This is a genomic window from Pseudomonas sp. R32 (assembly GCF_009866705.1).
Taxonomy (GTDB): domain Bacteria; phylum Pseudomonadota; class Gammaproteobacteria; order Pseudomonadales; family Pseudomonadaceae; genus Aquipseudomonas; species Aquipseudomonas donghuensis.
The window spans coordinates 3,648,835-3,668,732 of the sequence record NZ_CP019396.1; the positions used below are offsets into that span (position 1 = coordinate 3,648,835).

Consider the following 19,898-nt stretch of genomic DNA (forward strand, 5'->3'; position numbering starts at 1 on the left):
CACCGGAGACTGTTGTGCAACGCCTGATCCTCACCGCCCTGTCCGCAGCCGTCCTCGCCGGCTGCGCGACGCCCTCCAAGGAAAGCCTCGACCAGTACATCGGCACCATGCTCGCCCAGCCGCTGTCGACCTACAGCCTGTTTCGTGAAGGCGATGTGCTGAGTTTCCAGGTTAACGTACCGGCCAACAACGGCTTGACTGATCGCAGCTTCCAGCTCGAAGCCTCCTGCGCTGAGCCGAACGTGGCGATCATGTACCTGGATGCCGATCAGCGCGCCTACTTCAAGAACCCCAGCGGCTACGCCCCGCCGCAGCCGATGCCTGATCGCTTCCATGCCATCCTGATGAACAACCCAAGCTTCGCCGGGGCCTGCAAGACTCAAGCAAAGGCCGACTGGCGCAAGCTTAAAGGTGAAGATGGCGAGCCATGGGTGCTGGTCGATCGCAACAGCATCAACAAGATGGGCAACGACGTCAGCCTGTGGGCCGCCTTCGACCAGCCGAGCATCCTCCTCGACCTGCCGTACAACGCGCCCTACGCGCAAAAGCGTGAGCATCACCGCTTCAACTGCAGCACCGGTACCTACACCCTGCTGGCCGGCTACGATGTCGATGCCAACAACCGGGTCACCGACGGCATGGTCCCGTCACTGCCCAAGCCCGAGCCTGTGGCCGACAGCAACGCCGACTACCAGGCGCTGTTCGCCCTGGCCTGCGCCACGCAGGATAAAGTCGCGCAACTGGCGCCATTCAGCCCGCGCTTCAAGGCACCGATCGTCACGGCCGTGTTGCCGCCGGTCAGCCCATCGGTGATGGTCGCCCTCGAGCGCCTGCAACTGCCCAAGCCGGCACAGCCGCTCACGTACCTGGACGCCGTCGGCACCTCGACCATAAAAGGCAAGACCTCGCCCATGCGCGAGGAGCAGTTCCTGTCGGTTGATGGCAATAGCCAGCAACTGATGGTGATCCTGCGCGGCAAGGGCTATGAGGCGCAAAAGATCACCTGGCGCGGATTGATCCCGCTGGTGAGCAAGACCGACTTCACCGGCATGAGCGAAAGCAGTGCGCTGACCAGCCTGAGTTTCAAGGGCGACTGGAAGACCATGGCGGTGGGCAGCAAGCTCAGCTATTCACAGCAAGGTGCGACCAACAACAACGTGATCGGCCAGTACGGCAAGGACCTGAAGATCACCGAGTGCACGGTGCAACAGCAACTGTCGGCCAGCACCCTCAACGCCAGCTTGAGCGGCAGCGCCAAGGCGCTGGACTGCAGCGTGCAGGGTGACGAGGACAAACGCGTCAATCACCTGTTCTACCTGGAAGACTACGGCTACTTCTTCAGCGCCAGCATCGACAAGAACACCTTCTACTACAATGATCTGCGCCTGCAGACGGTGAAGTGAACCCTGGGGCCGCTGACGCGGCCCATCGCCGGCAAGCCGGCTCCCACATTGGATCGGCATGCACCATTCCCTGTGGGAGCTGGCTTGCCGGCGATGGACCGCGAAGCGGTCGCAAACCAGGCGACTCAGTCAGGCAGGCTGCCCCCCCGATTTGCAGCCCCCACGCTTTGGCTGGCAAACTTCGCCCATGCACGATACCCCGCTACAACCCGCTCAGCTCGGCGTCGCTGGCGTCTGCTGCATCAAGCAAGCGCATGCCGCGCAGCTGTTCGGCGTGGCGCAATCTTACGGGCGCAAGTACACCAGCAGCAGCCCACTGTCCCAGAACCTGCGCGCACTGATCGACGAAGACACCCGTCGCCTGGCTGCCAATACTGACCCACACCCCGAGAACGCCATGATCCTGCGCCCCGAAACCCCGGCCGACGCCCTGGCCATCGAACAACTGACCGCTGCAGCCTTCGAGCAGGCACCCCACTCAAGCCACACCGAACATTTCATCGTCAACGCCCTGCGCCGCGCCGAGCAATTGTCGGTGTCGCTGGTGGCTGAAGTCGCCGGGCACATCATCGGCCATGTGGCCTTGTCGCCGGTGACCCTGTCTGACGGCAGCACCGGCTGGTATGGCCTGGGCCCGATCTCGGTGGCGCCCGAGCGCCACGGCCAGGGCATCGGCAGCCAGTTGATGCGCGCGGCGCTGCAGGCCCTGCAAGGATTGGGCGCCAACGGTTGCGTGGTGCTGGGCGATCCAGGCTACTACGCACGCTTCGGTTTCGAGGCGCACCCGCAGTTGCAGCTGCCGGGCGTACCACCCGAGTATTTCCAGGCCCTGAGCCACAGCGGCCAGTGGCCGCAGGCCCAGGTCAGCTATCACCCGGCCTTCGAAGCCACGAGTTGATCACAACCTTTACGGAATGATTTGCACCCACGGCGATCCTTGTACAAAATCGCCGCCTTTGCCTCGAAAGGATGCGTGCAATGAAGTTCGAAGGGACTTTCCAATACATGGGCCAACACGGGATCGTCTTCAACGTCTCGCAGATCACCCTCACCGACAGCGAACGCGGACGCCTGCGCGAGCTGCATTTTGGCGAAGCGAAAAGCGCCCACTACGAGGTTAACAGCAAGGTTGTCGAGGTCTACGACAAGATGCTGGCCAAGAACCTGCCGTGCGTGATGAAGATCGCAATCTCCAAGCCGCTGACCCGGCAACAGGGCGACACCCTCAACGCTCAGCGCACCACGGTCGTCAACGCCTGCGCCTCGGCCTTCACCGCCGCCACTACCAGCGTGGCCTCCTCCTTTGTAGGTGTGCCCGTGGGTGCCGCCGTGCGTACCTACGCCAATGAAATCCTGCCGACCTACCATGCCGGCGATGTGCTGGTCAGCATTGACGCCCAAGTCAATGGCGGGATCGGCCCGCAACGAACCATTTCGACCATGATCATCAAGACCTGAGTGAGACTGCTCCGCAAACGCCGTCGGTTTGAGCAGGTTGGCTGAGGTTTTGTAGGGGGCTGATCGCTAATTTGGGATCAGCCCTACTGTCTTGTAGGAGTGGTACGACATACACCCAAAGTTGTTTTGGGCATCTTTCCCTGCTTGTCGATGAGGTGCGCGTGGCGCGTCTGTATTACACAGGGAAGGTTGTTGTGCAGATACAAAGAACCTATGAGTACGCCGGTCACTTCGGCATCGTTTTCCACGTCTCACAGCTCATCGTCCTGCCGGATGATCGCGCACGGCTGCGCGAGTTGCATATCAGCGAAGCAAAGGGGGCGCACTACGAGGTCAACACAATGCTCGTAGCGCTCTACGACAGAATGCAGGCCGGCAATCGTGCCTGCGAGATGAAAGTCGCTATTTCTCGAGCGCTGAGCCGTCAGCAGGCTGATAGGTTGAACAGCCAGCGCATTGACGTTATCGCTGTCATCGGAGGTTACTTTGGGGGCGCCGCCACTCTGCTCCTAACGCCTGTTTTCGGATCCCTCGTTGGATCCGCCGCTGCCTCTCTCACCGAACCACACCTGCCGATTTATCATTCCGGCGACATAATTGTCAGCATCCAGGCATCCGTCAGTGGGGGTATCGGCCCCCAACGATCGGCTTCCTCAATGATCATCAAGAATCAAGGCTGAAGACGCCATGGCAGAATTCAGCCAACTATTCCTCGCCTTCTTCCTCTTTGTTGTGATCGAGCGCCTGCTCAAATCCAGCACACTCCGAAAATGGCTAAGCCTGACGTTATTGCTGGGAGGCCTACTTGGTAGATTCACGTTGGAAGGTATCTACTGGCTCGGAATTGACCTGCACCTGATTGCACTTTTTGCAATTCTTGGTGGCTTGGAGTTGTTCTTCAGGCGTAACCGATTCGATGAGGACGCTTGAGTACAGCCCATGTCAGACGTTACCCAACTGTGCTACGCGCTGATCCTGATTGCATTTATGGATCATTGCCTGAAACCCTATTTACTCCGCAAATGGCTGGGGCTGGCGCTGGTGACGGCCGCCATTACGTTGCTGTTTGTGCCGGGCGGCCTCTATTGGCATGAGTTGAATCTGCCACAAGGCCCTTTGTTCGTACTCTTCGCGGGTTTGACTCTAGTCAAGGGACGCCGCAAGTTTCAACCAGACGAATGAGTGAATATCTTCAATACACCATCCTTCTGGCTGTATTTTACCTCCTGTATTTCTTCTTCAGGCCTTATCGGCTAAGAAAACGCTGTGGCGTCGTATTGTTTGGCGTCGGCATGATCACCAGCTACCTGCTTCCAGCCCGGGCAGGTTCACTGGATATCGAATTCATTGCCATCTGCATCACAGGGGCCGGTGGAGCGAAAATGGTTAAGCCTGATGTTATTGCTGGGCGGCCTGCTGGGTAGAGTCACGCTGAGCGAAAAAAGTTACTGGGGCGATTTTGACCTGCATCTGATTTCGCTTTTTGCAATTGTCGGAGGCCTTGAGTTGTTTTTCAGGCGCAACCGCCACGAAGAAGATGCCTGAGCAGAGCACACACCATGTCTGAAGTTACGCAGCTATGTTACGCGTTGATCCTCATTGCATTTCTGGATCATTGCCTAAAACCCTATTTAATTCGTAAATGGCTAGGACTTTTCCTATGCGCTGCCGGCATTACTTTACTGTTTACACCGGGTGGCACTTATTGGGAGGCAATGGATCTGCCCCTAGCGCCTTTGCTCGTATTCTCGGCAGGTATGACCCTGATCATCGGACGCCGTAAGTTTCAACCGGACGAATGAGCGAATATCTTCGATACACCGTCATCCTGGGTGTGGGACTGCTCCTCAAACGCCGTCGGCTTGAGCAGGCCGGCTGAGATTTTCCAGGGGCTGATCGCTAATTTAGGATCGGTCCTACCTTCATGCCGGAGTAATATGACATACGCCCGAAGTTGATTTGGGCACCTTTCCCTGCACGTCGATAAGGTGCGCCTGGCGCGTATTACACAGGGAAGGTTGTTGTGCAGATCGAAAAGACCTATGAGTACGCCGGAAACTTCGGCATCGTTTTCCACGTCTCGCAGCTCATCGTCCTGCCGGATCATCGCGCCCGGCTGCGCGAGTTGCATATCAGTGAAGCGAAGGGGGCGCACTACGAGGTCAACACAATGCTCGTGGCGCTCTACGACAGAATGCAGGCCGGCAATCGTGCCTGCGAGATGAAAGTCGCTATTTCTCGAGCGCTGAGCCGTCAGCAGGCTGATAGGTTGAACAGCCAGCGACAAACTGTGAGCACTACTGTAGCCGGGGCCTTTGCCGGCTTCGCCAGCTGGCTGATCAATCCATTGATTGGAAAAGCCACAAACACCGAAGCAGGCGACTTCATTAAAAACCGCATACCCACCCACCATGCCGGAGATGTAATCGTCAGCCTTCAAGCGTCGGTCAGTGGCGGCATCGGCCCCCAACGTTCAGCTTCCTCAATGATCATCGAGAATCAAGGCTGAAAAGAACATGTCAGAGTTCAATCAATTCCTCCTCGTCCTGGCGCTTTTCATCCTGATAGACCGTCTGGTCAAGCCGTCCAGGCCACGAAAATGGCTCGGCCTGGCTTTCTTGGGTGGCGGCTTGCTTGGCAGATTGACACTGACCGAAAGCCATTGGCTTGGCTTTGACTTGCAACTCGTTTCACTCTTTGCAGTTGTCGGTGGGCTGGAGCTGTTCTTCAGACGTCATCGATTCAATCCCGACCTCTGGGCCTGAGCAGAACATACGCCATGTCTGTAATTACACAAATGTGCTACGCAATGATCCTGATGTCAGCGATAGACCACTGCCTGAAACCCTACCCGATAAGAAAGTGGTTAGGGATTTCGCTTTGGGGGGCAGGTACATATGGTCTCTTCGCATTTCCTGACAAGTACTGGTACGAACTGGACATTTGGCTAGTGTCATTGCTCATCTCAGGTGCTGGCTCCAGCTTATTCTTCAGGCGTCGCAGGTTTGACCACCTGGACTGAATGGCTCTGTACCTGCGCAATTGCTGCTCGACAAGCCGAGCAACCACCTCGACCTGCCCTCCCTCGCCGCCCTGGAAGCCATGCTGCGCCAGTATCGCGGGACCTTGCTGGTAGCGTCCCACGACCAGGTGTTCCTGCGGCAACTGGCACTGGACGGCTATCTGCAGTTGGGCGAAGGCTCAGAACTGCACGTCTGCGGTTGATTGCAGGCGGGCAAAGGCGCCGCCCAGGGTCAGGTTGTGGTGGGCGATGATCGCCTCGGCCGACAAGCCGGGGGTGTCCATGCAGGTGTGGGCATCGCTGACCAGCACCACGTTGAAGCCCAGCTCGCGGGCAACCCGGCAGTTGGTGTCGACGCAGTACTGGGTTTTGAGGCCGACGATGACCAGCTCATCAATGGCGGCCTCGCGTAGCTGATCGGCCAGCGAGGTGGCAAAGAAGGCACTGGGGCGGGTTTTATCGAACACGATGTCGCGGGCAGGATTGACCGCCAGCGCGGGCAGCAACTGCCACGCGGGGCTGCCTGCGGCGATCGGCGACCCTTGCGGGCCGGTGTGGCGAACCGCAAAAACCGGCGCCTGGGCAGCGTGGGCAGCGCCAATCAGGGTGTTGACCTTGTTCAGTACCCGATCACCCTGCCAGGGTTGTTCGGGGCCATGGAACAAACCCACCTGCATATCCAGGACCAGCAGTGCGCGTTTTGCGTGCATCTTCATCTCTCCGTGATTGGCCAGCCCGGACGGAGAAAAGACAAGGCCCCGTCCATTGCTGGCGGGGCCTTGGTTTACCTGCTGCCTAAGGTTAAGCAGCCGTACCCGCCCCGCGTATGGCGGTGGTAGTGGTACGCGACGAGGTCAGCAGGCAAAGCTTCATGCTTCGATAATGCGCCCGGACTGTGGAACGGTCAATGTCTGTCGCGCCAGGCAGCGGCAAAGATTTTCCCTGCGACCAAGGTCCAATCTATGACTGGGCGTTCCCGATCTGCACGGGATGTATTATCGTGGCCGAGTGCGCAATAAGAACCGCCTGCCAAAGCAGGCATCTGCAACCGAATCGAGGGTGCCATGAGTAACGAAAGCATTAACTGGGACAAGCTGGGCTTCGACTACATCAAGACCGACAAGCGCTACCTGTCCTATTTCCGTAACGGCGAATGGGACAAGGGCACCCTGACCGAAGACAACCAGCTGCACATCAGCGAAGGCTCGACCGCGCTGCATTATGGCCAGCAATGCTTCGAGGGGATGAAGGCCTACCGCTGCAAGGACGGCTCGATCAACCTGTTCCGCCCGGACCAGAACGCCCTGCGCATGCAGCGCAGCTGCGACCGCCTGCTGATGCCGCAGGTGCCGACCGAACAGTTCATCGACGCCTGCAAGCAGGTGGTCAAGGCCAACGAGCGTTTCATTCCGCCGTACGGCAAGGGCGCCCTGTACCTGCGACCGTTCGTCATCGGCGTGGGCGACAACATCGGCGTGCGTACCGCGCCGGAGTTCATCTTCTCGATCTTCGCCATCCCGGTCGGCTCGTACTTCAAGGGCGGCATGACCCCGCACAAGTTCCTGATCTCCGACTACGACCGCGCCGCGCCACAAGGCACCGGCGCTGCCAAGGTGGGCGGCAACTACGCGGCCAGCCTGCAACCGGGCTACAAGGCCAAGCAAGCCGGCTTTGCCGACTGCATCTACCTTGACCCGCTGACCCACACCAAGATCGAGGAAGTCGGCTCGGCCAACTTCTTCGGCATCACCGCCAACAACGAGTTCGTGACGCCGAAATCGGCTTCGGTACTGCCAGGCATCACCCGCCTGTCGCTGATGGAACTGGCGCAATCGCGCCTGGGCCTGAAGGTCATCGAGGGCGACGTGGAAATCAACAACCTCGCCCGCTTCGTCGAGGCTGGCGCTTGCGGTACCGCTGCGGTGATCACCCCGATCGGCGGCATCCAGTACGGCGACAAGTTGCATGTGTTCTACAGCGAAAGCGAAGTCGGCCCGGTCACCCAGAAGCTCTACAACGAGCTGACCGGCATCCAGAGCGGCGACATCGAAGGCCCGGCGGGCTGGGTTGTGAAAGTCGCCTGACCTGCAATAGGGGCCGCGCTGCGGCCCATCGCCGGCAAGGCCGGCGCCCACAGGGGTCGGTGCATGCCGGCCCATTGTGCCTCCCCCCTAGATGAATTTTTCTTTAACCCGGGCACCGCCTATTCTTTGGCACAATCAGGTTTCTACCCGCCGCCCAGGTAAAAGCATGCCCCGCGTACTGACTATCGAAGACGACGCTGTCACCGCCCAGGAGATCGTCGCCGAGCTTTCCAGCCATGGCCTGGAAGTGGAATGGGCCAACAACGGCCGTGAAGGCCTGGCCAAGGCCATTGCTGGCGGTTACGACCTGATCACCCTGGACCGGATGCTCCCGGAGGTCGATGGCCTGACTATCGTCACCACCCTGCGCACCCTGAAGATTGCCACGCCGATCCTGATGATCAGCGCCCTCTCGGATGTCGACGAACGGGTCCGCGGCCTGCGTGCCGGCGGTGACGACTACCTGACCAAGCCGTTCGCGTCCGATGAAATGGCCGCCCGCGTCGAGGTGTTGTTGCGGCGCAACAGCGTGCCCCTGGCACAGACCCGCCTGCAGGTCGCCGACCTTGAGCTGGACCTGATCAGCCACGAGGCCAAGCGCGGCGATCAGACCCTCAACCTGCTGCCCACCGAGTACAAGTTGCTGGAATTCCTCATGCGCCACGCCGGCCAGGTAATTACCCGGATGATGATTTTCGAGGAAGTCTGGGGCTACCACTTCGACCCGGGCACCAACCTGATCGACGTGCACATCGGACGCTTGCGCAAGAAGATCGACGCCGCTGGCCAGACACCGCTGATTCGCACCGTGCGGGGATCGGGCTATGCCATTGCCGAACCCGTCTAAGGGCTGGAGCTCGTCCACCAGCCGCCTGCTGGCGCTGTACAGCTTCCTGTTCGTGGCCTGGAGCAGCATCCTCATGGGGGTGCTGTACTTCGAGGTCTCGGGCTACCTGAACAAGCTCACCCGCCATTCCTTGCTGCAGCGCCAGCACCTGTTCGCGCACATGAGCGGCAAGCAACTCGATGACGCGCTGATTGCCAGCCAGGCGTTCGAGGAGCGCAGCTTCGATGCCTATGGGCTGTTCGATGGGCAGTTCAATCCGCTCGGCGGGCAGATCCGCCAAGTGCCGCCCGAGCTGGGCCTGGATGGCAAGATTCATGAACTGAGCCGCTGCCTGGACGCCGACGACCCGCACCTGCCCCGCGACAGCTGCGATGCGGTGGCGATCAAGGTCCGCGATGGCCGCTGGCTGCTGCTGGTGCGCGACAATGGCTCGCTGTTCGTGGTCACCCGGATCATCCTCCACGCGCTGCTCTGGGGCCTGTCGCTGACCATCATCCCCGGCATCGCCGGCTGGTACCTGCTGCGCCGCCGGCCACTCAAGCGGATCCGCGCGATCCAGGCCAGCGCCGAGCAGATCGTCGCCGGCGACCTGACCCGGCGCCTGCCGCTGTCGGCGCGGCGCGACGAACTGGACATGCTGGCGGCCATCGTCAACGCCATGCTCGACCGCATCGAGCGCCTGATGCATGAAGTCAAAGGCGTGTGTGACAACATCGCCCACGACCTGCGCACCCCACTGACCCGTCTGCGCGCCCAGCTCTACCGGATTCGCCAGCAGGCCGGCGATGATTCACCGCAGGCCGAGGCGCTGGAACAGGCCATTGGCGAAACCGATACCTTGATGGCGCGTTTTCGCGGCTTGCTGCGCATCAGTGAGCTGGAAGACCGCCAGCGCCGCGCCGGCTTCGTCGAGCTTGATCCCCATGGGCTGCTGCAGGAGCTGCATGACTTCTACCTGCCGCTGGCCGAAGACGGCGAGATTGACCTGACGCTGGACATGCCTGAACAACTACCGGCACTGCACGGTGACCGCGAGTTGCTGTTCGAGGCGCTGGCCAACCTGGTGGGCAATGCCATCAAGTTCACCCCGGTGCAGGGTCAGGTGCTGATGCGTGCACTGAGCGATGCCAAGGGTGTGCATATCGAGGTGCACGACAGCGGCCCGGGGATTCCCGAGGATGAACGCGGGGCGGTGTTGAAGCGCTTTTATCGCAGTGAAGAAGGCCAGCGTCACCCGGGGTTCGGGCTGGGCTTGTCGATCGTTGCGGCGATCGTTGACCTGCACGGCTTTGAGCTGGAGGTGGGAGGGAGTGAGCTGGGTGGGGCGAAACTGGTGTTGCACTGCAGGACGGGTGTCGTCAGTTAGGGGCTCATCGCGGGGCAAGCCCGCTCCCACAGAGGATTGCAGTCTTCTGTGGGAGCGGGCTTGCCCCGCGATTGCTTAGTCAGCCAGACGCCAGGTCGTGCCGCCCTTGCCGTCTTCCAGCACCACGCCCATGGCGGTCAGCTGGTCGCGGATGCGGTCGGATTCGGCCCAGTTCTTGTCGGCGCGCGCTTGCAGGCGCGCCTGGATCAGGGCTTCAACCTCGGCGGCATCAACCTTGCCTTCGGCACCGGCACGCAGGAAGTCATCGGCGTCCAGTTGCAGCACACCGAGCAAGTCACCCAGCTCGCGCAGACGACCGGCCAGGCCAGCAGCGGCCTGTGGGTCGCTCTCGCGCAGGCGGTTGATCTCGCGCACCAGGTCGAACAGCACGGCGCAGGCTTCGGGGGTGCCGAAGTCGTCGTTCATCGCCACGGTGAAACGCTCGACGTACTCCTCGCCACCTTCAGCCGCCACCCGCGGCAGGCCGCGCAGGGCGTGGTAGAAGCGCTCCAGGGCACCCTTGGACTCGCGCAGGCTGTCTTCGGAGTAGTTGATCGAGCTGCGGTAGTGGCTCGACACCAGCAGGTAGCGCACCACCTCCGGGTGATACTTGTCGAGCACGTCGCGAATGGTGAAGAAGTTGTTCAAGGACTTGGACATCTTCTCGCCATTGATGCGAATCATGCCGCAATGCATCCATGAGTTGGCGTACTGCTTGCCGGTCGCGGCCTCGCTCTGGGCGATTTCGTTCTCGTGGTGCGGGAACTCCAGGTCGTTGCCACCGCCGTGGATGTCGAAGCTCTCGCCCAGGCAGCAGGTGGACATCACCGAGCACTCGATGTGCCAGCCCGGACGGCCCGGGCCCCACGGCGACTCCCAGCTCGGCTCGCCCGGCTTGACGCCCTTCCAGAGGACGAAGTCGAGCGGGTCCTGCTTGGCTTCGTCGACCTCGATGCGGGCACCGATGCGCAGGTCTTCGATCTTCTTGCGCGACAGCTTGCCGTAGCCGACGAACTTGCCGACCCGGTAGTACACGTCGCCGTTGCCCGGCGCGTAGGCATAACCCTTGTCGATCAGGGTCTGGATCATCGCGTGCATGCCGGCGATATGGTCGGTGGCACGCGGCTCCTGGTCCGGCGGCAGGATGTTCAGGCGGCGCTCGTCTTCGTGCATCGCGTCGATCATGCGGGCGGTCAGGGCGTCGAAGGATTCGCCGTTGTCGTTGGCCCGGTTGATGATCTTGTCATCGATGTCGGTGATGTTGCGCACGTAGGTCAGGTCGTAGCCGCTGTAACGCAGCCAGCGGGTCACCAGGTCAAAGGCGACCATGCTGCGCCCGTGGCCCAGGTGGCAGAAGTCGTAGACGGTCATGCCGCAGACGTACATCCGAACCTTGTTGCCTTCAAGCGGTTTGAAGACTTCCTTGGTCTTGCTGAGCGTGTTGTAGATGGTAAGCACGAGAGTTCCTTAGCTGCCCCACGAATCGCGCAGGGTCACGGTGCGGTTGAACACCGGGCGACCCGGCTGGGAGTCTTTCAGGTCGGCGCAGAAATAGCCTTCGCGCTCGAACTGGAAGCGGTCTTCTGGCTGGGCCTGGCCCAGGGAAGGTTCCGCACGACAACCGGTCAGCACCTGCAGCGAATCAGGATTGATGTTGTCAAGGAAGTTGCCGCCATCTTCGGTCTTCTCGGGGTTGGCCGAGCGGAACAGACGATCGTACAGGCGCACTTCGCATTCGACGCTGGCAGCGGCCGGCACCCAGTGGATCACGCCCTTGACCTTGCGGCCTTCGGGGTTCTTGCCCAGGGTGTCCGGGTCATACGAGCAGCGCAGCTCGACGATGTTGCCGTCGGCATCCTTGATGGCCTCGTCGGCGCGGATCACGTAGCTGCCGCGCAGGCGCACTTCACCGGCCGGCTCCAGGCGCTTGTAGCCCTTTGGCGGCTCTTCCATGAAGTCGTCGCGATCGATGTAGATCTCGCGGGCAAATGGCAGCGCGCGCACGCCCATGTCTTCTTTCGGGTGGCGCGGCAGCTCGAGGTTCTCGACCTGGCCTTCGGGGTAGTTGGTGATGACCACTTTCAGCGGGCGCAGCACGCACATGGCGCGGGGCGCGGTGCGATCGAGGTCGTCGCGGATGCTGAATTCGAGCATCGACATGTCGACCACGCCGTCAGAGCGGTTGGTACCGATCATTTCGCAGAAATTGCGGATCGAGGCCGGGGTGTAACCGCGGCGACGGAAGCCCGACAGGGTCGACATGCGCGGGTCGTCCCAACCGTTGACATGCTGCTCGTCGACCAGTTGCTTGAGCTTGCGCTTGCTGGTGATGGTGTAGTTCAGGTTCAGGCGGCTGAACTCGTACTGGCGCGGCTTGGCCGGCACCGGCAGGTTGTCGAGGAACCATTCGTACAGCGGGCGATGGCCTTCGAACTCCAGGGTGCAGATCGAGTGGGTGATGCCTTCGATGGCGTCCGACTGACCGTGGGTGAAGTCATAGTTGGGGTAGATGCACCAGGTGTCACCGGTCTGGTGGTGGTGGGCATGACGGATGCGATAGAGGATCGGGTCGCGCAGGTTCATGTTCGGCGAGGCCATGTCGATCTTGGCCCGCAGGACGCGCTCGCCGTCCTTGAACTCGCCGGCCTTCATGCGCGCGAACAGGTCGAGGTTCTCTTCGACCGAACGCTCGCGGAACGGGCTGTTCTTGCCTGGGGTGGTCAGGTTGCCACGGTATTCCTTGGCCTGCTCCGGGGTCAGGTCGCAGACGTAGGCCTTGCCGGCCTTGATCAGCTCGACCGCCCAGGCGTGCAGCTGGTCGAAGTATTGCGAGGCGTAGCGCACCGGGCCGGTCCACTCGAAGCCCAGCCACTTGACGTCGCTCTGGATCGCATCGATGTACTCCTGGTCCTCTTTGGCCGGGTTGGTGTCATCGAAACGCAGGTGACAGGCCCCACCGAACTCCTGGGCCAGGCCGAAGTTCACACAGATCGACTTGGCATGACCGATGTGCAGGTAACCGTTGGGCTCTGGCGGGAAACGGGTGACGATGCTGCTGTGCTTGCCCGAGTCCAGGTCTGCCTGCACGATCGGACGCAGGAAGTTCGCAGGGATGGCGGGAGCGCCTTTGGCAGCGGCGTTGGGAGCGGTGTCGGCAGTGGGCTTGCTCATAGGATCCTTGAATACGGGGTGCACGGCCTGGGTAGGCCGACTGAATCAAAGCGCTTATCATAGCCGAAGCGGTCGAGCTGCCGACAGCATCGCGCCGACAAACTGGCGCGATATTCGCCGGCGAATGCAAAAAAACTGCCGCGAATCACGTATCGCGGGCTGTAGACTGTACGTCAGGTGTGTATCGCGATACTGCGCGAACAATTTCCAATGCCTTGAAAAGAGCGAATTTCAGCATGTCCAAAGTCAAACTGAGCACCAACCACGGCGACATCGTCCTGCAACTGGATGCCGAAAAAGCCCCGAAAACCGTCGAGAACTTCGTTCAATACGTGAAAGAAGGCCACTACGACAACACCGTGTTCCACCGTGTGATCAAGGGCTTCATGATTCAGGGCGGCGGTTTCGAGCCAGGCATGAGCCAGAAGAAAACCCGCGCCAGCATCCAGAACGAAGCTGACAACGGCCTGAAGAACGACAAGTACAGCATCGCCATGGCCCGTACCATGGAGCCGCATTCGGCCTCGGCGCAGTTCTTCATCAACGCCTCGAACAACGATTTCCTCAACCACAGCGGCAAGAACGTGCAGGGCTGGGGCTACGCGGTGTTCGGTAAAGTGACCGAAGGCCAGGACATCGTCGACAAGATCGAAGCCGTTGCCACCGGTTCCAAGTCCGGTCACCAGGACGTGCCGAAGGACGACGTGATCATCGAGAAAGCCGAGATCATTGAGTGATACTGCTGATCTCTGATCTGCACCTGCAAGAAGAACGCCCGGACATTACCCGGGCGTTTGTTGATCTGCTCGACGGTCGTGCGCGACACGCCGAGGCGCTGTACATCCTCGGCGACTTCTTCGAGGCATGGATCGGCGACGACGCCATGACGCCCTTCCAGACCTCGATCTGCCAGGCCCTGCGCGCCCTGAGCGACAGCGGCACGCAGGTCTTCCTGATGCACGGCAACCGCGACTTCCTGCTCGGCCAGGCTTTTTGCAAGGCCGCGGGCTGCACCCTGCTGGCGGACCCCAGTGTGGTCGAGATGGGTGGTGAGCCGGTGTTGCTGATGCACGGCGACAGCCTGTGCACCCGCGACCTGGCCTACATGAAAATGCGCCGTTACCTGCGCAACCCGCTAAGCCTGTGGATTCTCCGGCACCTGCCGCTGAGCACCCGCCAGAAGCTTGCGCGCAAGTTGCGTAGCGAAAGCCGGGCGCAGACGCGGATGAAGGCCAACGACATTGTCGATGTGACCGCGGAGGAAGTGCCACGGATCATGCAGCAGTTTGGCGTGCGCACCCTGGTGCATGGCCATACTCATCGACCGGCGATTCACAAGCTGGTGGTCGGCGATCAACCGGCGCGGCGTATCGTGCTGGGCGATTGGGACCGGCAAGGCTGGGCGTTGCAGGTGGATGAGCAAGGGTTTCAACTGCAGCCTTTTGCTTTTCCCTGATAGGCCCGATCGCTGGCAAGCCAGCTCCCACAGGCACAACACCTGACCTGTGGGAACTGGCTTGCCAGCGATGCTTTTCTTCAGTGCCCCGCCGACGCCGGCCCGGCCTTGGCCGCGAACGGCGGCTTGGCCAGCCATACCAGCAGAACCAGGCCAGCGAAAATCCACCCCATCAGGGTGAAGTAATCCACCGTCGACATCATGTACGCCTGGCTGCTGAGCATCCGCTCCAGCTGCGCATACGACTGCCCGCTCGCCCCGCCCAGCTGGTTCAACGCCTCACGGGTGGCCGGGTCAAAGGTGCTGATGTTCTCGCTCAGGTAGGCATGGTGCTGGTCCGCCCGGCGAATCCAGATCCAGGTGGTCAACGACGCGGCAAAACTGCCGCCCAGGGTCCGCAGGAAAGTCGCCAGCCCCGAGCCGTCGGCAATCTGCTGCGGCGGCAGGTCGGAGAGCAGGATGCTCAAGGTCGGCATGAAGAACAGCGCCACGCCGATGCCCATGAACAGTTGCACCAGGGCGATGTGCTGGAAGTCCACTTCGTTGGTAAAGCCGGCGCGCATGAAGCAACTGGTACCAATCGCCAGGAACGCCAGCCCGGCGAGCAAACGCAGGTCGAACCTGTGTGCGTACTTGCCGACAAACGGCGACATCAATACCGGCAACAAGCCGATGGGTGCCACCGCCAGGCCCGCCCAGGTGGCGGTGTAGCCCATCTGCGTCTGCAGCCACTGCGGCAGGATCAGGTTGATGCCGAAGAACCCGGCATAGCCGCCGACCAGCACGATGGTGCCGATGCGAAAGTTGCGGTGCACAAACAGGCGCAGGTTGACCACCGGGTGCTTGTCGGTCAGCTCCCAGATAATGAACACCGCCAGGAACACCAGCGAGATCAGGCTGCCGATGATGATGAAATTCGACTCGAACCAGTCCAGGTCATTGCCCTTGTCGAGCACGATCTGCAAGGCACCGACGCCGATGATCAGGCTCAGCAGGCCGATGTAGTCCATTGGCTGGCGGCTGGTGCTGACCGGGCGGCTGCGCATCTGCTGGCGCACCACGGCAGCGGCGAACAGGCCGATCGGCACATTGATGAAGAAGATCCACGGCCAGCTGTAGCTGTCGGTGATCCAGCCACCCAGAATCGGCCCGGCAATCGGCGCCACCACCGTGACCATCGCCAATAGCGCCAGGGCCATGCCGCGTTTGGCCGGCGGATAGACCGCAATCAGCAGGGTCTGGGTCATCGGGTACAGCGGCCCGGCAACGATGCCCTGAAGCACGCGAAAGCCGACCAGCTCGGGCATCGACTGGGCGATGCCACACAGGAACGAGGCCAGCACGAACAGCAGCGTGGCCCAGATGAACAGCTTGACCTCGCCAAAGCGCCGGCTCAACCAGCCGGTCAGCGGCAAGGCAATGGCGTTGCTCACCGCAAACGAGGTGATGACCCAGGTGCCCTGCTCCGAGCTCACGCCGAGGTTGCCGGAAATGGTCGGCAACGCCACGTTGGCGATGGTGGTGTCGAGCACCTGCATGAAGGTCGCCAGCGACAGGCCGATGGTGGTCAACAACAGGCTCGGCGGCGTAAAGGAAGCCTGATTGCCGCTCATCGCTGCGCCGTCTTGCTGGAGCCTGCACTGTTGTCATGGATCAGCTTGGTGATCAGGGTATCGGCCTCGACCAACTGACGGTCGTACACCTGGGTGGCGAACGAAGCCTTCTGCGGCGGCTGCTGGGCCAGGACCGGGCCGCTCTGGTCGTGCAGGTCGACCTCGACCTGGGTCGACAGGCCGATGCGCAGCGGGTGCTTGGCCAGTTGCTCGGCATTGATATGAATACGCACCGGTACCCGCTGGACGATCTTGATCCAGTTGCCGGTGGCGTTCTGCGCCGGCAGCAAGGCAAAGGCGCTGCCGGTCCCGGCGCCGAGGCTGTCGATGCTGCCGTTGTACTTCACCTCACTGCCATACAGGTCGGCAACGATGTCTACCGGCTGGCCGATACGCATGTTGCGCAGCTGGGTTTCCTTGAAGTTGGCGTCGATCCACAGTTGATCCAGGGGGATTACCGCCATGGTCGCGATACCCGGCTGCAGGCGCTGGCCCAATTGCACGGTGCGCTTGGCCACGTAGCCTGTGACTGGCGCCACCAGCGTGGTGCGGGCGTGGTTCAGATAGGCCTGGCGCAATTCAGCGGCGGCGGCCATCACCTCGGGGTGCGACGACACCACGGTGTCATCGACCAGCGCGGTGGTGGTGTTGAGTTGCTGTTTAGCATCATTCAAGGCGCTTTGCGCCGAAGACAGGTCGTCGCGGGCGTGGGACAGTTCTTCCTTGGAGATCGCCCCACCGGCGGCCAGGGTTTGGCGCCGATTGAAGTTCTCCTGAGCTTTTTTCAGCTCGGCCTGGCGCGCGGCCACCTGGGCCTTCTTGCCATCGACGTTGCTGTACAGGCCACGCACCTGGCGCACCGCACGCGCAAGCTTGGCCTCGGCGGCCTGCAGGCCGACCTCGGCATCGCTCGGGTCGAATTCGAGCAGCATCTGGCCTTCGTGGACCAGGTCGCCATCGTCAGCGCCGATGCTGACCACGGTGCCGGTGACCAGCGGGGTGATCTCCACCACGTTGCCGTTGACATAGGCATCGTCGGTCTCTTCGCTCCAGCGCCCGTAGAGCTCGTGCCAGGCCCAGACGCCAGCGCCGGCGACGACGATCAGCAACGCCAGGGCCAACAGCCAGGTCTTGCGCTTGCGCTGGTTGTTGAGGTCCTGCGTGGTGTCGTGCGCAGAAGAAGTAGTGGCCATTGCTAATACCTTGGCTGAGTGAATGGGTGAAATGGGCGCTTACTTGGCGCCTAGGCGCATGGCCGCCAGAGTGTCGCCGGAGGCCAGCAGCACCTTGCTCAGAATCGCTTCGAGGGTGGTCAGCTCGCCGGGATCGAGCACGCCCAGCAGTTCGTTCATCGCTGCAGCGCCAATCTCTGGCAAGCGGTCGGCCAGTTTCTGGCCCTCCTCGCTCAGGCCCAGGCGAATCTGCCGACGGTCGTCAGGGCAACGGCGGCGCACGATGAGGTCTTTCTGTTCGAGGCGGTCGAGCATGCGCGTCATCGAACCGCTGTCCACCGACAGGTAGCGGCACAGCTCGGCCGGGGTGTCGACGCCGTACTGGGCGACGATGATCAGCACCTTGAACTGCGCGGCGGTCACGCCATAGGGCTGCATATGGCTGTCGAGGATGCGGTCTTTGACCAGCGCGGTGCGGCCCAGAAGCATGCCGAGGGTGCAGTTCTGGAAGTTTTCCGGGGTGTAGTGCTGCATGGACACAGATACCTGCTTAGGCAGTAAGTTACACAATGTTACTGCCTAGGCAGCTAACGTCAAGGCATTAATTAGCTTGCTTATTATTTGCACGACAAAAGGGGCTGCGTTGCAGCCCCCCATTCAAAGCAGGTCAGTCAGGCAGGCACGCCACTATGAAAGCGAAACTCTTCATCCGCGCTGCTGATCAGTTCGGCCTCGACCGCCCTGACCTTCTCCACCACCCGCTCGATATCCGCCGCATCCCCGTACTGATGCGCAAGCTTCAGGTAACCCTGGTAATGCCGCGCCTCACTGTTGAGCAGGCCGTGGTAGAACTTGCCCAGTTCTTCGTCCAGGTGCGGCACCAGCGCGGCAAAACGCTCGCAACTGCGCGCCTCGATAAAGGCACCGACTACCAGGGTGTCCACCAGCTTCACCGGCTCATGGGTGCGCACCACCCGGCGCAGGCCCGAGGCATAGCGCCCGGCCGACAACGGCCGCAGGGCAATCTTGCGCCGCTTCATCAGGCGCAACACCTGCTCGTGGTGCACCAGCTCTTCACGGGCCAGGCGCGACATCATGTTGATCAGGTCCAGGTGCGTGTTGTACTTGGCCATCAGGCTCAGCGCAGTGCTGGCGGCCTTGAACTCGCAGTTCTTGTGATCGATCAGCAGGGTTTCCTGGTCGGCAAGCGCCGCCTGGACCCAGGCGTCAGGAGTAGGGCAACCAAGGAAGGCTTCGATTTCGGGAATAAGGGACATAGGCTCACAAACAGGCAGGGCAAACGGCAAGACCGGCGATTATACCGGCAGTAGCGCCGATCACCAGTGAACTATGCTTGATACATATCAACGCCCGTTGCCGTTGGCGCCGACTATAGTCAGGCATTGGCCGCCATTTATGAAGGGAGTTCACGCTCATGCAAGAAGTACGCAGCATCCTGGTGGTACTGGATCCCGAGCACGCCCACAGCCAGGCGCTGACCCGGGCCAAACTGATCGCCGGCGTCACCGGTGCGCGCCTGCACCTGCTGATGTGCGACAAGAAACAGGACCATGGCGCCCTGCTCAGTCTGCTGGCCAGCCAACTGCATGATGACGGCTATGACAATGTGACCCACGAGCAGGCCTGGCATGACACCCTGCACGAGTCGATCATCGATGTGCAGCAGGCCGAAGGCTGCGACCTGGTGATCAAGGAGCATCGCCCGGACAACCCGCTCAAGCGCGCCCTGCTCACCCCCAGCGACTGGAAGCTGCTGCGCCAGTGCCCGTGCGCGGTGCTGATGGTCAAGAGCGAGCGGCCCTGGACCGGCGGGGTGATTCTTGCCGCCGTGGACGTCGGTAACCACGACGAGGCCCATCGCCTGCTGCACACCAGCATCATCGATCATGGCTACGCGATCGCAAGCCTGGCCAAGGGCGAGCTGCATGTGATCAGCGCCCATCCGTCGCCGATGCTGTCAGCGGCAGACCCGGTGTACCAGCTCAAGGACACCATCGAGCGCAAGTACCGCGAGGAATGCGCAGCGTTCCAGGCCGAGTTCGACATCAAGGACGAGCGCCTGCATGTGGCCGAAGGGCCCGCGGATGTGCTGATTCCCTTTACGGCGAGCAAGTACGGTGCAGTGGTGACGGTGATTGGCACAGTGGCCCGTACCGGGATTTCCGGGGCGCTGATCGGCAACACCGCCGAAGTGGTGCTCGATGCGCTGGAGTGTGATGTGCTGGTGCTCAAGACCGAGGAAGTGAAGGTGCACCTGACGGAACTGGCCAGAAGCTGAGGGCCTC

23 protein-coding genes and 1 pseudogene are annotated in these 19,898 nt (G+C 61.4%); 17 read left to right on the forward strand and 7 right to left on the reverse strand.

The annotated features are described in order from the left end of the window. Positions 1–14: 14 nt before the first annotated feature. The 11 genes and pseudogenes from PspR32_RS16920 to PspR32_RS16970 form a co-directional block, all read left to right on the forward strand. Positions 15–1,403, forward strand: coding sequence for a hypothetical protein (locus PspR32_RS16920; protein ID WP_159388931.1), 1,389 nt, complete (start codon positions 15–17; stop codon positions 1,401–1,403). A 397-nt stretch (positions 1,404–1,800) separates the two neighbouring features. Then, on the forward strand, positions 1,801–2,301 hold the full coding sequence (locus PspR32_RS16925; RefSeq protein WP_159389400.1) for a GNAT family N-acetyltransferase: 501 nt from the start codon (positions 1,801–1,803) through the stop codon (positions 2,299–2,301). An 80-nt stretch (positions 2,302–2,381) separates the two neighbouring features. Next, positions 2,382–2,861, forward strand: coding sequence for a hypothetical protein (locus tag PspR32_RS16930; RefSeq protein ID WP_010222501.1), 480 nt, complete (start codon positions 2,382–2,384; stop codon positions 2,859–2,861). A 161-nt stretch (positions 2,862–3,022) separates the two neighbouring features. Continuing rightward, the gene (locus PspR32_RS16935; protein WP_232531753.1) at positions 3,023–3,541 is read left to right on the forward strand and encodes a hypothetical protein; all 519 of its coding nucleotides are present in this window, start codon (positions 3,023–3,025) and stop codon (positions 3,539–3,541) included. 7 nt (positions 3,542–3,548) lie between these two features. Then, complete coding sequence (locus tag PspR32_RS16940; protein WP_159388932.1) at positions 3,549–3,791, forward strand: hypothetical protein; 243 nt, start codon at positions 3,549–3,551, stop codon at positions 3,789–3,791. A 9-nt stretch (positions 3,792–3,800) separates the two neighbouring features. Further along, entirely contained in the window at positions 3,801–4,043 is a 243-nt protein-coding gene (locus PspR32_RS16945; RefSeq protein ID WP_159388933.1) for a hypothetical protein, read from the forward strand. Between the two features lie 213 nt (positions 4,044–4,256). Then, positions 4,257–4,406 (forward strand): hypothetical protein, encoded by a 150-nt coding sequence (locus PspR32_RS16950; protein WP_159388934.1) that lies wholly within the window; start codon positions 4,257–4,259, stop codon positions 4,404–4,406. Positions 4,407–4,420: 14 nt separating this feature from the next. Beyond that, positions 4,421–4,663, forward strand: coding sequence for a hypothetical protein (locus tag PspR32_RS16955; protein WP_145997611.1), 243 nt, complete (start codon positions 4,421–4,423; stop codon positions 4,661–4,663). Between the two features lie 221 nt (positions 4,664–4,884). Further along, positions 4,885–5,370 (forward strand): hypothetical protein, encoded by a 486-nt coding sequence (locus PspR32_RS16960; protein WP_159388935.1) that lies wholly within the window; start codon positions 4,885–4,887, stop codon positions 5,368–5,370. Between the two features lie 7 nt (positions 5,371–5,377). Next, positions 5,378–5,626 (forward strand): hypothetical protein, encoded by a 249-nt coding sequence (locus PspR32_RS16965; RefSeq protein WP_036996330.1) that lies wholly within the window; start codon positions 5,378–5,380, stop codon positions 5,624–5,626. A 268-nt stretch (positions 5,627–5,894) separates the two neighbouring features. Beyond that, a pseudogene (locus tag PspR32_RS16970) lies at positions 5,895–6,086 on the forward strand (ABC transporter ATP-binding protein); the annotation flags it as partial. On the opposite strand, the gene PspR32_RS16975 reads toward PspR32_RS16970, so the two are convergent. Beyond that, on the reverse strand, positions 6,063–6,599 hold the full coding sequence (locus PspR32_RS16975; RefSeq protein WP_159388937.1) for a cysteine hydrolase family protein: 537 nt from the start codon (positions 6,597–6,599) through the stop codon (positions 6,063–6,065). The pseudogene PspR32_RS16970 and the gene PspR32_RS16975 sit on opposite strands and share 24 nt — an antisense overlap. Positions 6,600–6,947: 348 nt before the next feature. Here PspR32_RS16975 and PspR32_RS16980 point away from each other — a divergent pair, with 348 nt between their 5' ends. The 3 genes from PspR32_RS16980 (at position 6,948) to PspR32_RS16990 (ending at position 10,180) form a co-directional block, all read left to right on the forward strand. Next, a complete protein-coding gene (locus PspR32_RS16980; protein ID WP_010222507.1) occupies positions 6,948–7,967 on the forward strand; it encodes a branched-chain amino acid aminotransferase in 1,020 nt (339 codons plus the stop codon). A gap of 166 nt (positions 7,968–8,133) precedes the next feature. Then, positions 8,134–8,814: a response regulator transcription factor gene (locus PspR32_RS16985; RefSeq protein WP_010222508.1), complete on the forward strand. Its 681-nt coding sequence runs from the start codon at positions 8,134–8,136 to the stop codon at positions 8,812–8,814. Then, positions 8,792–10,180, forward strand: coding sequence for a sensor histidine kinase (locus PspR32_RS16990; RefSeq protein ID WP_010222509.1), 1,389 nt, complete (start codon positions 8,792–8,794; stop codon positions 10,178–10,180). Before PspR32_RS16985 ends, PspR32_RS16990 begins: the two co-directional genes overlap by 23 nt. Before the next feature lie 75 nt (positions 10,181–10,255). On the opposite strand, the gene cysS is transcribed toward PspR32_RS16990, so the two are convergent. Together cysS and PspR32_RS17000 are read right to left on the reverse strand one after the other, a co-directional pair. Continuing rightward, the gene (gene cysS / locus PspR32_RS16995) at positions 10,256–11,638 is read right to left on the reverse strand and encodes a cysteine--tRNA ligase (protein WP_010222510.1); all 1,383 of its coding nucleotides are present in this window, start codon (positions 11,636–11,638) and stop codon (positions 10,256–10,258) included. 9 nt (positions 11,639–11,647) lie between these two features. Then, positions 11,648–13,351, reverse strand: a complete 1,704-nt coding sequence (locus tag PspR32_RS17000; protein ID WP_010222511.1) for a glutamine--tRNA ligase/YqeY domain fusion protein — start codon at positions 13,349–13,351, stop codon at positions 11,648–11,650. Positions 13,352–13,587: 236 nt separating this feature from the next. Here PspR32_RS17000 and PspR32_RS17005 point away from each other — a divergent pair, with 236 nt between their 5' ends. Further along, positions 13,588–14,088, forward strand: coding sequence for a peptidylprolyl isomerase (locus tag PspR32_RS17005; RefSeq protein WP_010222512.1), 501 nt, complete (start codon positions 13,588–13,590; stop codon positions 14,086–14,088). Continuing rightward, complete coding sequence (gene lpxH / locus PspR32_RS17010) at positions 14,085–14,807, forward strand: UDP-2,3-diacylglucosamine diphosphatase (RefSeq protein ID WP_036996340.1); 723 nt, start codon at positions 14,085–14,087, stop codon at positions 14,805–14,807. Before PspR32_RS17005 ends, lpxH begins: the two co-directional genes overlap by 4 nt. Before the next feature lie 80 nt (positions 14,808–14,887). Here the strand turns inward: lpxH and PspR32_RS17015 are convergent, their stop codons facing one another. The 4 genes from PspR32_RS17015 to PspR32_RS17030 all read right to left on the reverse strand — a co-directional run bounded on the left by PspR32_RS17015 (position 14,888) and on the right by PspR32_RS17030 (position 18,869). Next, a complete protein-coding gene (locus PspR32_RS17015) occupies positions 14,888–16,420 on the reverse strand; it encodes a DHA2 family efflux MFS transporter permease subunit (protein ID WP_100782390.1) in 1,533 nt (510 codons plus the stop codon). Beyond that, on the reverse strand, positions 16,417–17,613 hold the full coding sequence (locus PspR32_RS17020) for an HlyD family secretion protein (RefSeq protein WP_010222516.1): 1,197 nt from the start codon (positions 17,611–17,613) through the stop codon (positions 16,417–16,419). The genes PspR32_RS17015 and PspR32_RS17020 overlap by 4 nt, the downstream gene beginning before the upstream one ends. Before the next feature lie 39 nt (positions 17,614–17,652). Then, positions 17,653–18,126 (reverse strand): MarR family winged helix-turn-helix transcriptional regulator, encoded by a 474-nt coding sequence (locus tag PspR32_RS17025; protein WP_036996347.1) that lies wholly within the window; start codon positions 18,124–18,126, stop codon positions 17,653–17,655. A gap of 137 nt (positions 18,127–18,263) precedes the next feature. Then, on the reverse strand, positions 18,264–18,869 hold the full coding sequence (locus PspR32_RS17030; RefSeq protein ID WP_036996348.1) for a tRNA-(ms[2]io[6]A)-hydroxylase: 606 nt from the start codon (positions 18,867–18,869) through the stop codon (positions 18,264–18,266). A gap of 158 nt (positions 18,870–19,027) precedes the next feature. On the opposite strand from PspR32_RS17030, the gene PspR32_RS17035 reads away from it, so the two are divergent. Beyond that, positions 19,028–19,891, forward strand: coding sequence for a universal stress protein (locus PspR32_RS17035; protein ID WP_010222519.1), 864 nt, complete (start codon positions 19,028–19,030; stop codon positions 19,889–19,891). Positions 19,892–19,898 lie beyond the last annotated feature (7 nt).